The 15,064-nt window shown below is 60.6% G+C and carries 16 protein-coding genes; 8 read left to right on the forward strand and 8 right to left on the reverse strand.

Annotated elements, in window-relative coordinates; translation table 11 throughout:
* Nucleotides 1-48: 48 nt before the first annotated feature.
* The 3 genes from ACTXGA_RS23850 to ACTXGA_RS23860 all read left to right on the forward strand — a co-directional run bounded on the left by ACTXGA_RS23850 (nt 49) and on the right by ACTXGA_RS23860 (nt 4,985).
* A complete protein-coding gene (locus ACTXGA_RS23850; protein ID WP_443397216.1) occupies nt 49-1,896 on the forward strand; it encodes a site-specific integrase in 1,848 nt (615 codons plus the stop codon).
* A complete protein-coding gene (locus ACTXGA_RS23855; RefSeq protein ID WP_443397217.1) occupies nt 1,893-3,281 on the forward strand; it encodes a hypothetical protein in 1,389 nt (462 codons plus the stop codon). The genes ACTXGA_RS23850 and ACTXGA_RS23855 overlap by 4 nt, the downstream gene beginning before the upstream one ends.
* A gap of 108 nt (nt 3,282-3,389) precedes the next feature.
* Nucleotides 3,390-4,985 carry a hypothetical protein gene (locus ACTXGA_RS23860; RefSeq protein ID WP_443397218.1) on the forward strand — a complete coding sequence of 532 codons (1,596 nt, stop codon included), beginning with the start codon at nt 3,390-3,392 and terminating at the stop codon, nt 4,983-4,985.
* A 72-nt stretch (nt 4,986-5,057) separates the two neighbouring features.
* On the opposite strand, the gene ACTXGA_RS23865 is transcribed toward ACTXGA_RS23860, so the two are convergent.
* The 8 genes from ACTXGA_RS23865 to ACTXGA_RS23900 all read right to left on the reverse strand — a co-directional run bounded on the left by ACTXGA_RS23865 (nt 5,058) and on the right by ACTXGA_RS23900 (nt 10,890).
* Nucleotides 5,058-5,423 carry a hypothetical protein gene (locus ACTXGA_RS23865; RefSeq protein ID WP_443397219.1) on the reverse strand — a complete coding sequence of 122 codons (366 nt, stop codon included), beginning with the start codon at nt 5,421-5,423 and terminating at the stop codon, nt 5,058-5,060.
* A gap of 310 nt (nt 5,424-5,733) precedes the next feature.
* Nucleotides 5,734-6,087, reverse strand: coding sequence for a hypothetical protein (locus ACTXGA_RS23870; RefSeq protein ID WP_443397220.1), 354 nt, complete (start codon nt 6,085-6,087; stop codon nt 5,734-5,736).
* Nucleotides 6,084-6,758 (reverse strand): nucleotide-binding protein, encoded by a 675-nt coding sequence (locus ACTXGA_RS23875; RefSeq protein WP_443397221.1) that lies wholly within the window; start codon nt 6,756-6,758, stop codon nt 6,084-6,086. Before ACTXGA_RS23875 ends, ACTXGA_RS23870 begins: the two co-directional genes overlap by 4 nt.
* 110 nt (nt 6,759-6,868) lie before the next feature.
* A complete protein-coding gene (locus ACTXGA_RS23880; RefSeq protein ID WP_443397222.1) occupies nt 6,869-7,894 on the reverse strand; it encodes a replication initiator protein A in 1,026 nt (341 codons plus the stop codon).
* Nucleotides 7,895-8,202: 308 nt separating this feature from the next.
* Complete coding sequence (locus tag ACTXGA_RS23885) at nt 8,203-8,562, reverse strand: ubiquitination-like system serine protease family protein (RefSeq protein WP_443397223.1); 360 nt, start codon at nt 8,560-8,562, stop codon at nt 8,203-8,205.
* A 5-nt stretch (nt 8,563-8,567) separates the two neighbouring features.
* Nucleotides 8,568-9,977, reverse strand: a complete 1,410-nt coding sequence (locus ACTXGA_RS23890) for a ThiF family adenylyltransferase (RefSeq protein ID WP_443397224.1) — start codon at nt 9,975-9,977, stop codon at nt 8,568-8,570.
* Complete coding sequence (locus ACTXGA_RS23895) at nt 9,974-10,354, reverse strand: E2/UBC family protein (protein WP_443397225.1); 381 nt, start codon at nt 10,352-10,354, stop codon at nt 9,974-9,976. The genes ACTXGA_RS23890 and ACTXGA_RS23895 overlap by 4 nt, the downstream gene beginning before the upstream one ends.
* Nucleotides 10,351-10,890 carry a multiubiquitin domain-containing protein gene (locus ACTXGA_RS23900; RefSeq protein WP_443397226.1) on the reverse strand — a complete coding sequence of 180 codons (540 nt, stop codon included), beginning with the start codon at nt 10,888-10,890 and terminating at the stop codon, nt 10,351-10,353. Before ACTXGA_RS23900 ends, ACTXGA_RS23895 begins: the two co-directional genes overlap by 4 nt.
* Nucleotides 10,891-11,055: 165 nt before the next feature.
* On the opposite strand from ACTXGA_RS23900, the gene ACTXGA_RS23905 reads away from it, so the two are divergent.
* From ACTXGA_RS23905 to ACTXGA_RS23925, 5 genes are all read left to right on the forward strand, one after another.
* Entirely contained in the window at nt 11,056-11,352 is a 297-nt protein-coding gene (locus ACTXGA_RS23905) for a hypothetical protein (protein ID WP_443397227.1), read from the forward strand.
* A gap of 20 nt (nt 11,353-11,372) precedes the next feature.
* Entirely contained in the window at nt 11,373-12,533 is a 1,161-nt protein-coding gene (locus ACTXGA_RS23910) for a helix-turn-helix domain-containing protein (protein WP_443397228.1), read from the forward strand.
* Between the two features lie 151 nt (nt 12,534-12,684).
* Nucleotides 12,685-12,942 carry a hypothetical protein gene (locus ACTXGA_RS23915; protein ID WP_443397229.1) on the forward strand — a complete coding sequence of 86 codons (258 nt, stop codon included), beginning with the start codon at nt 12,685-12,687 and terminating at the stop codon, nt 12,940-12,942.
* 7 nt (nt 12,943-12,949) lie between these two features.
* Nucleotides 12,950-13,576, forward strand: coding sequence for a hypothetical protein (locus ACTXGA_RS23920; protein ID WP_443397230.1), 627 nt, complete (start codon nt 12,950-12,952; stop codon nt 13,574-13,576).
* A 240-nt stretch (nt 13,577-13,816) separates the two neighbouring features.
* On the forward strand, nt 13,817-15,064 hold a 1,248-nt coding region (locus tag ACTXGA_RS23925; protein WP_443397231.1), incomplete at its 3' end, for a WD40 repeat domain-containing protein.

Consider the following 15,064-nt stretch of genomic DNA (forward strand, 5'->3'; position numbering starts at 1 on the left):
TAACCCGAAAACGCGGATCCGGCTTCTGTTCGACAGGAAGTCGCCAATATGGAAATCATGACCATGACAGACCTCTTCCCCTCCACCGGTCCGACCCCGATTGTCTCCTCTCACGCCCAGACGATGGAGGACGTGCTCGACCACATCGACACCAACGGGCCTGCCTACCTGCGACAGGCGCTGACCACCCTCGTCCGCCACATGCACGGCACCCCGCTTTGTGCCTTGCCGGCGGACCTCGCCTGGATCGAGGAGCACTTCCCCAGGGTCAAGAACGGCAGGCACCCGCGTCCGGATCTCGGGCAGAAGCTCGAACCCTACAAGAAATGGCGCGCGGATCTGCGCCGTTCGGTTGAGATCGCAACCGGCCTGAGGGCCCGGAAGGCCGCCCTGCGCGACCAGGTCGATGGCTGGGCGGAACTGCTCGCGGCGGCCAAGACACACACCGTGGAGGGCGGACTCGTGCATGCCGCCGCCCTCTCCGCGCTCTTGAAACTCGCAGACCTGGCCCGCAGTGCGGAGATCGACCCCTGGGAGCTCGCCAACGAGGATGCGATCGACCGGTTGGAGAACGCCCTCAACGTGCCGCAGGACCGCGACACCATACGCCGGGGCCAGCGCTTCCTGAACGACTACAGGTTCATCCCGGAGCTCGCTGCCCTGCTGCCCAAGAGCCTGGTTCCGGTCCTCCCGACGCGCCGCGACCTCCAGGCACTGCCGGATCATGTGGAGGCCTTTCTCGCCCAGCTGGTCGACCGAGCCAGCTTGGAACGAGACGACGTGGCAGGTGAGGATTCACAAATCGTCACCGAGCGGACCCGACAGCATTACCTCTCGGCATTGCGCCATCACCTGCGCGCCCTGCCCCACTGCCCGGCCGACCCCACCCGGGACTATCTTCCGATCACCGACCTCACCCAGGTCAACGACCTCGCAGGCCTGTTCGACTATGAGCATCTGGCGGCCACGCTCCGGCGTACCGATGCCTTGGAGCACTTGCCCGGCACGCTCAGCCAGGCCAGTGCCTATGACTATTACGCCGAGATCATGGTCGTGCTCGGCCGCAACGAGCTGCTGCCTCGGGACACGGCACAGAAGCTGAAAAACAGCAAGTTCCTGAAGGATGGCAAGGAACTCAGCACAGGCATGACCCAGGCCAACAAAGCCTGGTGCAAGTCGCTTCTCGCCGACCTCGCCAAGGAACGCACCTTCTGGAACATGCACCGCATCTTCCAGACCAAGGCCCAGGACATTCTCGATGCCGCCAGGGCCGAGGGGCGGGACCTCACCGGCACGGAGCGCATCCGCGTCCGGCAGCTCGGCACCTGTGCGGCCGCGGTGGCCATAGAGGTCGCCGGGCGTCCGATCCGGATGGCAAACGTTCTCAGTCAACGCCTGCGGGGGTCGCGCAAGAATTTCGCGACGCCTTCCAAAAACCACCCCGGCTATTCGTTCTGGATGCCAGCCGAGGAGATGAAGAACGGCGAGGAAGCCGAACCCACCACCCTGAACAAGGCTCTCTACGGGCCGCAGGTGATCGCCTGGTATCTGAAAGTCATCAGGCCGCTCTTCTTCGCCGACGAAAAGGCGGAGGCCCTGAACATCCACCTGTTCCCTGGAATCCAGACAGCGGGAACCCATCTCGATCGCGGCACGTTTGACCGATGGTTTCAGCGCGCCGCCAGTGAGACCAAACTCCCGATGACGTTTCACAACTGGCGCCATGGCTACGCGACGCTGCTGCTCGATCAGGACTGGAGCAATCTGCAGCTCGCGGCGGACATGCTCGGCAACACGCCAGCGGTCTGTCAGCGCAACTATGCCTGGCTGAACAAGCGCAAGATCTTCGAGGAAGGGCAGAAACGCGCCGTTGCTCGTGCGAGAGCCAAGCGATGATGCCGCGCGCGATCCTCTTGCGCCAGCCACACATGGTGCACCTTCTCGATCATCCTGCCCTGGAGGCCATGCCGGATCCGGAACTCCGGGCGCTCGCAGCCTTCATGGCGTTCCGGGTCGAGCATGGCATTGAGACGCCTGTTCGGGCGGATATTTGCGCCTATGCGGGCCTGACTGAGGCCGCCGCCGCAGATCTGCGGACCCTCCAGCGGGCCTTTTTACGCTTCGGAGCTGGCCCGGATCTCTTGCGGCTCTGCACCGAAGAGGCCGAGCATCTCGCGCATCGCGCTGGATTCGCCGGTGTCACAAAAGGGCGCAACCGGGACTATACGCGCTCGGTCTCCGTGCCGTTCGAGGACCTGCCTGCAGATTGGCAGACCACACTGCACCGGCTGCGCGACGAGGGCATTTTCGCCGCGTGTATCCTCGATCGCATGACGCAGCGTCTCGGCATGTTCGCCTGGTCGGCACAGCAGGCAGCCGTCCCGATCGATCTGGCGTCATCAGAGGCGCAAAAGGCGCTCTACCAGGACATGCGGGCCCGCTCAGCCGCCAAAAATGACGGATCGCCCCGCTGGTCCTACCTGCGCACGGCCTGGGAAGAGATGCGGCGGTTCGCCCGGGCCCACGGCCTTCCGCAAAGTGTCTATGACGCGCTGAGTGTGACCTACGACGTGCTGACCGGGCTGGAAAACGGCCAGAGCGCGCTGAAATTCGCAAAAATCGCCGGGATCGGGTCGAGTTCGGACACGCTCGCGCAAGCCATGACCCTGCTTGAGGACGCCAGACAGCTGCAACGGCCGGACAAGCGTCACGAAGCCCGCAACCGGGCCGCGGCGATCGGGATCGGATCATTGGTCACCGCCAGGCCGGAAGACGTGGTCAGGAACCACGTGTTCGGGAAAGGCGTCTACTACGATCGGGAGCGCGACGCCTACCGGTTTGCCTACACGCCATCCAAGCTGCGCGGCCGCCACCGGGACCCACTCGACATCCCGCTCACCCGCGAGATGAACCCTTTCATCGACGCCGTGATCCTGCAGGACCAGGACCCACGATATCTCGGCGCCATACGCGACCGCGCCGTGGAGACCCATCGCCCGCTCTACGTGAATTACGACGGCAGCCCATGCGCCTACGGCTGGTATGGGCGCGCCTGGGAGGCGGTGGTCGGCACCGGTGGCCATATTGCGCGCACGATCATCTACAACGAGTTCGACGGGGAGTTCGGCCTGCTCTACGGCGCTGCCACCAACGACCAGGTGTCTCCATCCGTCATTGCCAAATACCGCTCCTCAAAGGCGAAGCAGAAGAACATCGCGCGTGCCCAGAAGACCGCGGCCATCCGCGCCGCCTGCGACGGCGACATCTCCGACCTGCTGTGACGTTCGCCGCAAAAATCCGCGCCCCCGACAGCCCTGCCCGCAACCTGGACATTTTTGACCGACCTGACCGGACACCCAGGGTGTCCGACACAGACTGAGGAATTCGCCATGCTTACCCTCGCCGATATCGCCCAGATACCCAAGCTCACACCTCAGCAGATCGCTGCCTTGCACCTGTTCGGCCGCGCGGCCGGTGGCCTCGACCAGGTGTCCGCCTCGGAGTTCGAGTCTCGGTTCCCCGACGATTTCGAATGCGTCGATGCGCTGGACCAGAGGCATATCCCAAGCGCGCGGGCATATCAGATCGCCCGGAAAGCGGTGATCCGGATCCTCGCCGCGGCCGGTCATGTGAAAGATCCCTGGGAACACCTGCGGGTGCTCATCCGTCAAGCCGGGCGCAGGCAGGATATCGAGCACTGCTGGGGCGGCCTGAAGACACCGGCGCTGCAGGCAGGTCTTGCGCCGCGCGAGGTGACGACAGGCTGGGTCTGGAACCTGGAGGCCGAGGCTGCAGGAGGTTTCAAGCGCCAGCGGTTGCGCCGGGCCGTTGTGATGTTCAATGCGCTTTTCGACATCGAGGAGATCGTGGCCAGCGGGCTGCTGCCTCCCTGCCGGATCGGCCCAGCTCCGGTCTACGACATCCGCGGGAACATCGAGACACCGCTGCCTTCGGCGCTGGCGCGCATGTCGGAACTGGCGCCAGAACAAAACAGATCTGCCGTCCGGCGTGTCTGGTGCGTGATCCGTGACCGGGAACTGACATCCCTCGAAGATCCTGACGCCGACGACCTGCTCGCGCTTGAGCCGCAGATTGCGGCGATTGCCGCGCAAGACGTCGGGCACAGCGACGGTACATGGATGCAGTATCGGCAGCGGTTTGTGGCGACCCTGCGCCCCTACAGTACGCGGCAAGACACGGACCGCCTCCCGGCCTCCCTCGCGGCTCTGCAGGTCGAGACCCCGGACGAGGCCTCTGCAATCAAGGCGCTCTGGGACCAGATGCGATTTTCCGGAATCGACCAAGCCGACACCATGGCGCCAGCCGAGATCCTGGCTCTGCAGACCTGGCGGGCGATCTGGACACCGACGCGTCCGGACCTGTCCGAGAATTCGGAGAAGACGTTTCGCAACACGTCTCGCCGTATCCTGCTGCGCGAAGCATCCGAAACGCCTGATCCTGCCCAACTCGTGTCCCAGGCTTGGGCGGACCTGCCGCGCGAGATCAAGGTCGTGCTTGCACCGATCCGGAAACCGGCCACCCGCGCCATGTTGCGCCCGGTCGATATCAAACCTGCCTGGGTCAAGGACCGGGCGCTCTCCGACGAGGAGTACACAGCGATCATCCGCATGATCCCCGACTTGGAAAGAACAATTGCCCTTTGCCGGGAAGCTGCCCGCCCGGATCCCGCCAATGCGGCCTGGGTTTCCCTGCGCAAGGAAGCCAAGGCGCGGGGAGTTCGGACAATAGGCCTCGGGCGGGTTGAGACCCGGGCGATCTCCGATGCCCGGACCCCGGACCAACTGGACCTTTGCTGGGCGCGGAAAAAAGCAGAAGGGATGCCAAGTCGAGATCGGGCAAAATTTGCTCAGGCGCTGAGAATCTTTGACGGTATGCGTGAAGATAATGAGCTTGCTCGCCGACTTCCCGGGCAGCCGATCAGCCGGCTGGAAGATCAAAGACGCCGGAAACCTTCCTCTCACTGAGAGCGTTCGCGGCTCTTTGGATAATCCGCCGAGATCAGGGAGGGTTCCCCTTCCTCTGGCCGGTCAAGTCAATCACTTCGGCGGCTTCCGGTAGCTGACTGCAGCCTCGATCGCTTGCTTAGCCCGCTTATCTGCAGCTTCTATTTCAGCCGCACTTGATGAGCCGTCGGCTGCACATGCGTTGGCTTCTGTAATTGCTCGATGGACATCTTGTTCGAGCTGGCGGAGGTTTGTGTACCATTCATCCCGGCTTAAACCCCTGGATTCAGCGCACATGTAGGCAGCCAGACTGGACCAGTAACCAGAGCCTCCGAATTTGAAGTAGCTATGTCTGGAGGGAACGGATTCCTGGTCTTTCTTTTTGGCGAGCTGCTCCAGATGCCGGGTTTTTGCTTCAGCAAAGATTGACACAGATCGCTTAACTCGTTGTTCAGGCATCGTACTCTCCAATCACGTCATTAGGTCAGCTGGGGGCTTCCATGGCTTGGCGTTCTTGCGAGGTGGGACGTTGGCACCTGCCAATCCAGCCCAACCAGGACCAACAGGCCTTTCGCTCCGCTCGCGGCGATCCTATTAGCTATCGGCGTGAACTGAACCGCGCCGGGTTTGCCGGAGGCTCCAACTCCTGAGTGAAGTGGTCCCCATTTCCCGGACAGATTTGCGGCGCTGCTAAGCTTGCCTGTTGATCATGCTTGACCAGATCAGGAAAAACGCGTCAGGCCTTCATCGATTTCTATGCTCACGCATGTCAGCGCCCCTTGCCTCGGTAGGCTTCCAGCATGTCCGCCAAAAGGTCATTGAGCCGCCGACCCTCTTTGTCTCGCAGATCGTTCAGCTGATTTCTAAGATCTGCGGACACATAGATGCGCCAGTAGGTCATATTTTCATTTAGTGGCGGGCGGCCACGCCGCGGTGCGGATGTTGGTTGAACGGTGCCCGTTGTGCGATTGAAGCCATTTGCCCTTCCTGCGGCTGCAACGGCCTCAGCATCGGCTCTGGGACGTGGGTCTTTCTTCTTGCGTTTCAGCCCGGCCCCGATCTTTGGCTCCGGGCCGTCCTCTTGATCATCGTCACCGAGGTTCAGGAATGTCCCCGCCATCATTGTGCCTCCAGTATCTCTGCCATCTCTTTGCCAAGCCTGGCCGTATTGCTGATCGCGCTCTTCACGGATTGACTGTCCTTCAGCTCGAAAAGTGTCCTGCCTTCGGCCATGACTCTTTCAAAGGGGGCTCTTCGCATGAGCTCAGTTTGAAGACGCGCCACCCCTGCCCCGTCCAGTTCAGCCAACAACTCCTTGTACGATGTCGTGACGATAGCTGCGTCTGTCTGGGTGATCAGAATGCGCGCCGGGATCGTTCTTCTGGCGGCGCGTCCGGCATCCCGTATCATTTTCAAGGCGGCTCCTGCCGCATCACCGTCCAATGCACTCGGACGCATTGGGACAATACAGAGGTCGGACGCCGAGGCGGCATAGGACGCCATTAAACCCGCGACGCCTTCGAGATCGACGAACACCAGATCATGGGCTTCGTCCGCCTCCTCCAACGTATCAAGAATGGTGCTGTCGGAAGGGTCAGAGATCACCTTGAAAGGCGCATCCCCGAGGTTCTCTTGGTTGCGTTTTCCCAGCCAGACGCGGGCGATGCTCTGCCGGGGATCTGCGTCAACGATCGCAACCGAGAGGTCTTCGTTCTTTGCGAAGACCGAGGCTAAGGTCAGTGTCGTTGTGGACTTTCCGCTGCCACCTTTGGGTGAAAGGACGCTTACAATCATGATCTGCCCATCGTTTTCCACTTTTTATGACGTGCTACAAAATATGTCACGTCATTTTTTATATGAGGCATATTATATGCTGCATTAAATATCACGGCATATAATATGCCTCACTTCTGGCGAGCGGCCCACTTGCGGCAAAATCCGATGAATGCACTGTCAGGGTTGCGCGGAGGCTCCATACTCTGGTCAAGCAAGCCCATGACCCACACTCGCCATTCCTGTTCAATCACATAGACATCCCATCCCGGAGCTGCTCGGCGCGCAGCCTCGAAGGTTTCGGGCTGGAGCTTGGCCGTAAATCCCGAGCCGACGATGAGCGAATGTGACACCCGGCTGCGAAACGACACCATGTCGTCTTCCATGCTCACTGAATAGTCAGGTAAGTGGTCAAAGTCGCACAGCGCACGGACGGCGAGCCGAAAATTGCGTATGGCATCATGCGAACCACACTTCTTTTGCAGCTTTTTGAGACCGATCTGCCACATATCCTTTGATCCACAATGCTTTCGGGCAATCTCGTAGATTCGGCGCTCGATTGGCTTGCGAAGACGGAAGTAGTCTGGGTGAAGGGTCAGGACTTCGTTGGCCTCGATGGCCTTAAACAGCCATTCCGACAGCTTGAGGCCCCACTCGGTTACGCGGCCGTCATGACGTTTTCGCTTAATCTTTGCCCCGTCAATAAGGCCGAAAGCCTCCCATGTTTCTTCGCCGCCTGTCCGGATAGTCGTTCTGAGACGGGTGCTATCCAGACGATCAAGGGAGTCACGCAGCAAATCATAGTCGTGGCCGCCGGTGTGGCGGTTGCTGAACTCCAGGAAGTCCTGTGCCTGGAACTGGATTTCACGAGAATACGGGCGACCCTCGTTCCGAGCCGCCATGATTTGGCTGATCGCAAAAATCAGTATGTCCTTGTCATAGATGTTGGCGATGCCCTTGGGGCCAGGCGTAACCTCCAGGACGACATCCCCATGCTCGTATCGTTTAACCTCGCGGATGGGCTTCTTCGACAACGTGAAGATCGGATGCTCCATGGACGCCATGTCGCTCTTGATGACAGCATCGGCCACATCGCAGATGAACAGATTTGCTTGGGGATGCCGATCCGGGAGGAGGGGGCGATGGTCTTCTTCCATAAGGAGCCTATCGGGACATGAACTGCACCCAGGTTAATATCGGGATAACAGCTGCACAGCAAGTCTTATCGGGATAACAACTGCACTTTTCCGGATAACAGCTGCACTCTATCGGGATATTAGCTGCATCGTCTTTCAATAAGAAACTGTTAAATATGGTATATTTAACGATCAGAGAATGCGTAACACAGATTCTAACACATATATAACACACAGCACGAATGGGAGACGACCGTTCCCAAAGAAGAAAAGAATACCATCAAGCACAAGATTTTGGTCGTCCTCAAACGTGCCCGAACACCCGACGGTCATCCGGACCTGCGGCCACTGTCCTTGCACCAGTCGATCCGTCCCTGTCGGACCCAGAAGTGACATCGGCACTCGTTCGTCTGACGGACCGAAGGTGAGATCGTCGGGCGCTTCAGCCAGTCTGACATGGCCGTCCACCTGGGTCTCCGATTCTTGCTGAGAGACAGCTTGATGGTCTCGCCGCACCCGCCGGGGCAGTGGAAGCAGGCCCATTTGTCGACGCCATCGCGCACGATAGTCATCTCCCCAGGCACGATCTGATCCGGCGTCGGGTGTGCGGGTGTTACCCTGGCGACCAGGTCACTTCGCGGGATGAGACGGAAGAGCTCGATGCTCTTCCGCAGAATGTCGATCATCATGCCACTCACCCGATACGATCCAGGAAGGGGTCGACGTCGCCGAGGCCCCAGGATTCCTCCCTGCCACAGACCGGGCAGTCCGGCCGGGGCTGCGCCGCCTGCGAACGCTCGAAGCCCTTGTCGAGCTTGCGATAGCGTTGCCATACCCATCCACCCCCGCCACGAAAGTCGACGAGGCCTGCAAGGAGTTCGTTCACCGCCATGGTGGCCGCCTCGGAGGTGAAGGTCACCACGGCCGGCGCCGGATTGCCTCCGCCGCGGACGTAGGCCTCGGCCTTCTGCCGTTCATATTCGGCGGGGTCCGAACGCTGGAGATCCTCCTCGCGGGCCTTGACGCGATCGACCGTGCCGCGGCAGCCGTGGCACGCCGATGTGGGAAACAGCACGCTGACCCTCGCGGCCATCTCGAGAAGGCCAGGCTCACCATCGGCACGGGGCATCAGGACCAGCCCGACATCGATGACCGGGATCAGGTAGAAATGCGCCACGCGGTTCAGGTAGAGGCGGCCGGCGTGATCGTCCGTGCATCCGAAGATGACGTCGCAGGATTTCAGCGCGTCACGGATATGGGGTGCATCCACCCAACCGTTCATCGACCGGATCTCGACGTCGAGACCCATCCTTGCCACCTCGCGAGCCATGACGTCGACCTTGGGCACCGCGTTGTCAGCATCCTTCCGGGTGGCGCCGTGCAGGCGGTTCAGGTTGGAGTGCTCGACCACGTCATCGTCGATGACCACGATGCGCCCCACGCCGAGGCGGGCGAGGAGCTGAACCACCGGGCTTCCGGTGCCGCCGCAGCCAACCACGGCGACGGAGAGCTGTTTGAGGAGACCGTTGACCTCCGGCCCGAAGGCCAATGCCTGCCGTGCCAGGATTGCCGATGGGGGCGGCACGTCGGTCGACTGGATCTCGATCCGGGTGCCGATGACAGTCACGCGATGACAGGGCAGGGGGGCCATGTCATCTTCCCAGACCCGCGCCCGGTAGAGGCTGTCACCGACCTGCACGACGCTCACCAGGCGTGTCTCTTCGCCGTTCCGGTTCCGGGCCATGGTGAAGAGGTCGCGCTCGTTGCGATCGTCCTGGTCGGAGAAACCATCGAAGCCTCCCGGGTGACTATGAACGATCACCGGCACCAAGCCTTCCTCCTTGGCCCGGCGGCAGAGCTGGGCGAAGGAGTTGGTGTTCCAGGTGACATGCTTGTCGCTGGCATCGACGCGGTCCTCCTGCGGGATCGCGATGACCTCGTAAGAGGTGTAACGGGTTCGCGGCTCGAAGTCCCAGGGGTCCTGCGCGATCTCGCTTTTGCCGAGCAGCATGTAGGCGGCGCCTTCGTGCCCACGGGGGTGCGCGAGTAGCGCCTGCAGCTTGTCGCGGTGACGGGCGTGGAGGGTGATGTCGCTGCGCTTCATGCCGCCACCCCCAGGGCCTCTTCGACCCGCTTCAACATGGTCCAGATGCCGTCGGTGCCGGGGCGCCACTGGTTGTTGTGGCGAGACCAGCGCTGCCAGGACTGGCCATCGAAGGCCTCACGAACCTGCGTGCAGCGGGGCTCACGCTGACCGGCAACGAGCTTCAGGTGCGGCACGGCGTAGAACATGTCGGGGGCGACCTCGGGATACGAGGGTGGCAGCAGGATAAGGATATCCGCCTGGGCGACCTGATACTTGCCTTCCGGCAGCGTGATCCCGGTGAGGATCACGCCCTTCTTCACGCCTTCGATGACCTCGCGAACGGTGATGCCGCGCCCGTCGAGGTAGCGGCGATCCTGACGGGGGAGGAGGCTCATCCCGCACCCCCTTCCGTGGTCTGGGGCACGCCGGTGAAGAAGTGCTCCAGGCCTGCATCCGCGAGGCAGATAAGATCGCTGTCCTTGACCAGGATGTCATCCTTGCCGGGGATCACCTGCCAGACGGCGAACTTGGCGGGATCGACTCCGGCCAGCTTCTTGAGCACGCGTCCGCTGATGACCTTGTGGCCCCACTCGAGGCGTTTGCCATCGATGTCGAAGCGGAAGGATTCCGCGCTCGGGAAGACCAGGAAGCGCTCGACCTGGCCGGGGCGCAGATCCGTGGTTTCCTCGAGGCGCAGCTCCTCGAGTTCGCCGTTGCGCAGCACCTGGAAAACAAGGTGTTCCTCGGCCTTGCGGAAGCCGGCACCCTCGATGATCTGGCGGCCGGTGGGCGTCGGATCGTCGATGACGGCGTCGACGAACTTCAGGTCATGGTCGCCGACCTTGACCTTGTAGGGGCCATGGTCGCGGGGCTTACGGCCGGCCTTCAGGGCAGCCAGGAGATCCTCGATTTCGATCGGTTCGGTAGTCATGGCAGCAAATCCTTTTCTTGTCTGCTCGACACCTGCAGAAGGCGCCTTTAATGGTTCCCCGATGTGGAGTATCTTCAATCATGGCGGAAGATTTCCGTCTGTCAATAAACAATACCCCAAAATGGGGTACTCAATTATTGAGGGCGAGCTATGAGATTGATAGGATTGGATATTGTTGACGATTTCCGCTCTCAGCACGGCCGTGAGACATGGGCCTGGGAGGTCGATGCCTTGATTGTCGAGATCACGAATCGGGCATGGTCAAATGAAGAAGAACTGCGCAGAGACTATCCTTTGGCGGATACTCATCCCCCGAACGTCATCTTCAAGATCGCTGGCGGCAGGGTGTTGGTGGAGTGCCTGGTCCTATTTCAGAAAGGCATAGTCCTTCTGAAGAAGCTGGTCTTGAAGACCGCACAGCAAGCGTCAAAAGCATGTCGGCACACAGGGGACGCAGCATGATGGCTGCGGGGAGGAACGCCATGAAGCCAATTCGTAAACCCAAAGATCATCTGGAAGCGAAGAGCAGGGTCGAAGAACTCATGCTTCAAGTATCTGACGGGAATGCAGAGGCAGTGGATGATCTTGAGGTTCTGGTTGCGCTGATAGAGGCCTATGAGCGGAACAACTTCCCGAACCATATTCCGTCGGCTATCGATGCGATCCGCTTCAGAATAGAGCAACTCGGCATGACGCAAAGGGATCTCGAGCCCTACATCGGCTCCAAGTCTCGTGTCTCCGACGTGATGAACGGTGCTCGCAATCTGTCTACCGACATGATGCGCGCTCTACATGAAGGCCTTGGAATTCCTTACGAGGCCTTGATGAAAAAAAGTGTGCCTGTGAACAGCGAGCAGATTGAAGTCAAAGCGCCTGTTCTCAAAAGGTTGAGAGAAAATGGGCTCAATCTGAAGCAGACGCAGGTCAAGGATTTCTTGAGTGCTGCATTTGGTGGGTGCATAACCCCGGCCCTGAACAGGAAAACCCGCACTCAAAGAGCAAGTGGCAAGACAGATCTATCTGCGCTTCTCATGTGGCAGGCTGCGGTGCTTTCGAGGGCTCGTAGAGAATCTTTTGCGCCTTTTAGTCGCGAAAACATCACCGCGGATTTTCTGCGTTCTTTGGCCCGGTGCAGTAGCAATCCTGACGGTCCGGCTGATGCGATCGCCGCGTTGCGATCCGTTGGTGTCATCGTTGTCGTGTTTCCAGTGCTCCCAGGGACGTTTCTGGATGGTGCGGCAATGTTACTTGATGGCACCACACCCGTCGTAGGCCTTACGCTACGACACGACCGAGTGGATAACTTCTGGTTCACACTGCTCCATGAGATGTCCCATTTGCTTCTTCACCATGAGGCACTGGAAACTCCGGGTCATGCCTTCTTTGACGAGGTCGATCTAAGATCCGAGGATCATCAGGAGCGGGAGGCTGATGACATGGCGCTAAAAAGCCTTATCCCGAGCAGCTGTGCCTCAAGCATTCATAACCCATATGCAAGCACCCAAGACATCCAAGCAGTCGCGAACTGTGCTGGAGTGCATGTTTCCATTGCAGCTGGCCGTTGGCAAAAAGAGCATGAAAACTACAAGAAGTTCTCCAGATTGATAGAGAGAAACACCCTGCGGGAACGTCTCTTGGCGTAAACTTTGGAAAAAGCTCACGATGTGCTTCTGCAATTTACCCGGTTAGGAATGAAGTACCTACCCAAGCCGTTAGTCCCTACCGGAAACTTGATTTTTACGAGGAAGTTCGTATATTATGTCAGCAGTTGGGTTCAAGGAGGCGAAGAGACGTGTGATCCAGGCGCTCAGGCAAGGCACGTTCCAGCATGAAGCGCGCCGCGAGATTGATACCAAAAACCTGCTCCAGATCGGGCAGATAACGCCAGGTGATCTCGCTGACATTGTCAAGCGGTGCAGCGGCCAGCACCACGAGCGCTCACCACATCACACCGTCGCCGGCGTCGATGTCCACATCCTTCGGCGAGACGGCTGGTATGTGAAGTTCTACTTCGTCGATCCGGACACCGTTTTCATCAGCGTCCATCAGTGAGGCAGCCATGAAACTCTACAAAGTCGGCGAAAAGTCGAAGGCGATCTGCGAGGACTGCGGCGCGCTGGTCTCCACGACCTTTGCTTACCGAAACGTCCCATTCGATGACGGCAAAGGGGAGGTGAAGGACGTGCTCGCTGCCGTTTGCGACCAGTGTGATCGCGTGGTCGCACTACCGGCACAATCTACGCCGGCCGTTCGCCGCGCTCGCGAGATAGCTGACGTGCCCCTTGAGGTGATGCTCTCGGCTCCCGACATGGACCTCCTCGATCTCGCCACTTGGCGGATCGATCCCGAGTCGGGCTCCCGGTTCAGAAAGCCGCTTCTCGCCTATTACATCCAACGCCTGTCGAGCGATCCCGGGGCGATTTTACGGCTTCAGGCGAAAGCGGCGAAAGCGTCTGTCCGCAGGCGGGCGATATCGCAATCGGTGACCATCCCGAAGCGCCGTCTGTCGGTGAAGGTTGCGCCGAGAACGGATGCTTCGATCCAAGAGTTGATGAAAGCGTCAGGCCTCAAGAAAAGTCACCTGATCCGCGGTATCGTGTACGAGATCGAGGAAGACATTGTCCGGCCAGACAAGCCCAAGGATCTCCAGAAGTTGCGCGAAATCGCCATGGTCGTGACATCCTGAGCCTGCCGATGAACTTGATGACCTGCGACAGCAAGTTCCTCTCCCGCATCCTCCGCCACGAACCAGAGTTGATGGATATTCGGTAATCCCCCGGATCTTAAGGGGGTGCGGTCCAGGAAAAAATTTTGTGCAGTCTGAAGGATGAAAGGGTAAGTTTTTTTCAGGAATGTGTCTTTCGGGAACAATCACGATGCAGCAGCCGTGATCGCACAAGGGATAGAGACGCGAGGGAGATCGGCTTTGCGGGCCATTCTGGCCCTCGTGGGGTTAGTGTTCGTGCTGATTGGCGCATCAGTTACAGCTGAAACACCGCGCCTCGTGCCACAGATCGGGCTCATGAGCGTCTTTCCGAAACAAGTCGCCATCGACCCCAATGGGGGCACACGCCTGCTCATTGTTAATGATGGCGGGCGTGTCGATGTCCTTGACATCGTCAACCCTCATCGACCGATCAAGACGGCAGAAATTCAGGCCGGAGCACTCGATGCACACTTCAACCCCTCCGGCGACCGCATCGTCTCCGGCGGTGCCGACGGAACCCTACGGCTGTGGCATCTCGACGGCACCGAGGCTGCGGCGCCCTTCGTGGGGCACGAGGCCGGTGTCAATAGCGTCGCCTTCAGCCCCTCCGGCGACCGCATCGTCTCCGGCGGTGCCGACGGAACCCTACGGCTGTGGCATCTCGACGGCACCGAGGCTGCGGCGCCCTTCGTGGGGCACGAGGCCGGTGTCAATAGCGTCGCCTTCAGCCCCTCCGGCGACCGCATCGTCTCCGGCGGTGCCGACGGAACCCTACGGCTGTGGCATCTCGACGGCACCGAGGCTGCGGCGCCCTTCGTGGGGCACGAGGCCGGTGTCAATAGCGTCGCCTTCAGCCCCTCCGGCGACCGCATCGTCTCCGGCAGCGACGACGGAACCCTACGGCTGTGGCATCTCGACGGCACCGAGGCCGCGGCACCCTTCGTGAGGCACGGTCACTCGGTCCATAGCGTCGCCTTCAGCCCCTCCGGCGACCGCATCGTCTCCGGCAGCGAAGACGGAACCGTGCGGCTGTGGCATCTCGACGGCACCCAGGCTGCGGCACCCTTCGAGGGGCACGGTGAATGGGTCAATAGCGTCGCCTTCAGTCCCTCCGGCGACCGCATCGTCTCCGGCAGCGACGACGGAACCCTACGGCTGTGGCATCTCGACGGCACCGAGGCCGCGGCACCCTTCGTGGGGCACAAGAGCTCAGTCCTGAGCGTTGCCTTCCGCCCCTCTGGCGACCGCATCGTCTCCGGCGGTGCCGACGGAACCATACGGCTGTGGCATCTCGACGGCACCCAGGCCGCGGCGCCCTTCGTGGGGCACGAGGCCGGTGTCAATAGCGTCGCCTTCAGCCCCTCCGGCGACCGCATCGTCTCCGGCAGCGACGACGGAACCCTACGGCTGTGGCATCTCGACGGCACCGAGGCCGCGGCACCCTTCGTGAGGCACGGTCACTCGGTC

This window comes from Antarctobacter jejuensis (genome assembly GCF_052266595.1).
GTDB classification, from domain to species: Bacteria; Pseudomonadota; Alphaproteobacteria; order Rhodobacterales; family Rhodobacteraceae; genus Antarctobacter; species Antarctobacter jejuensis.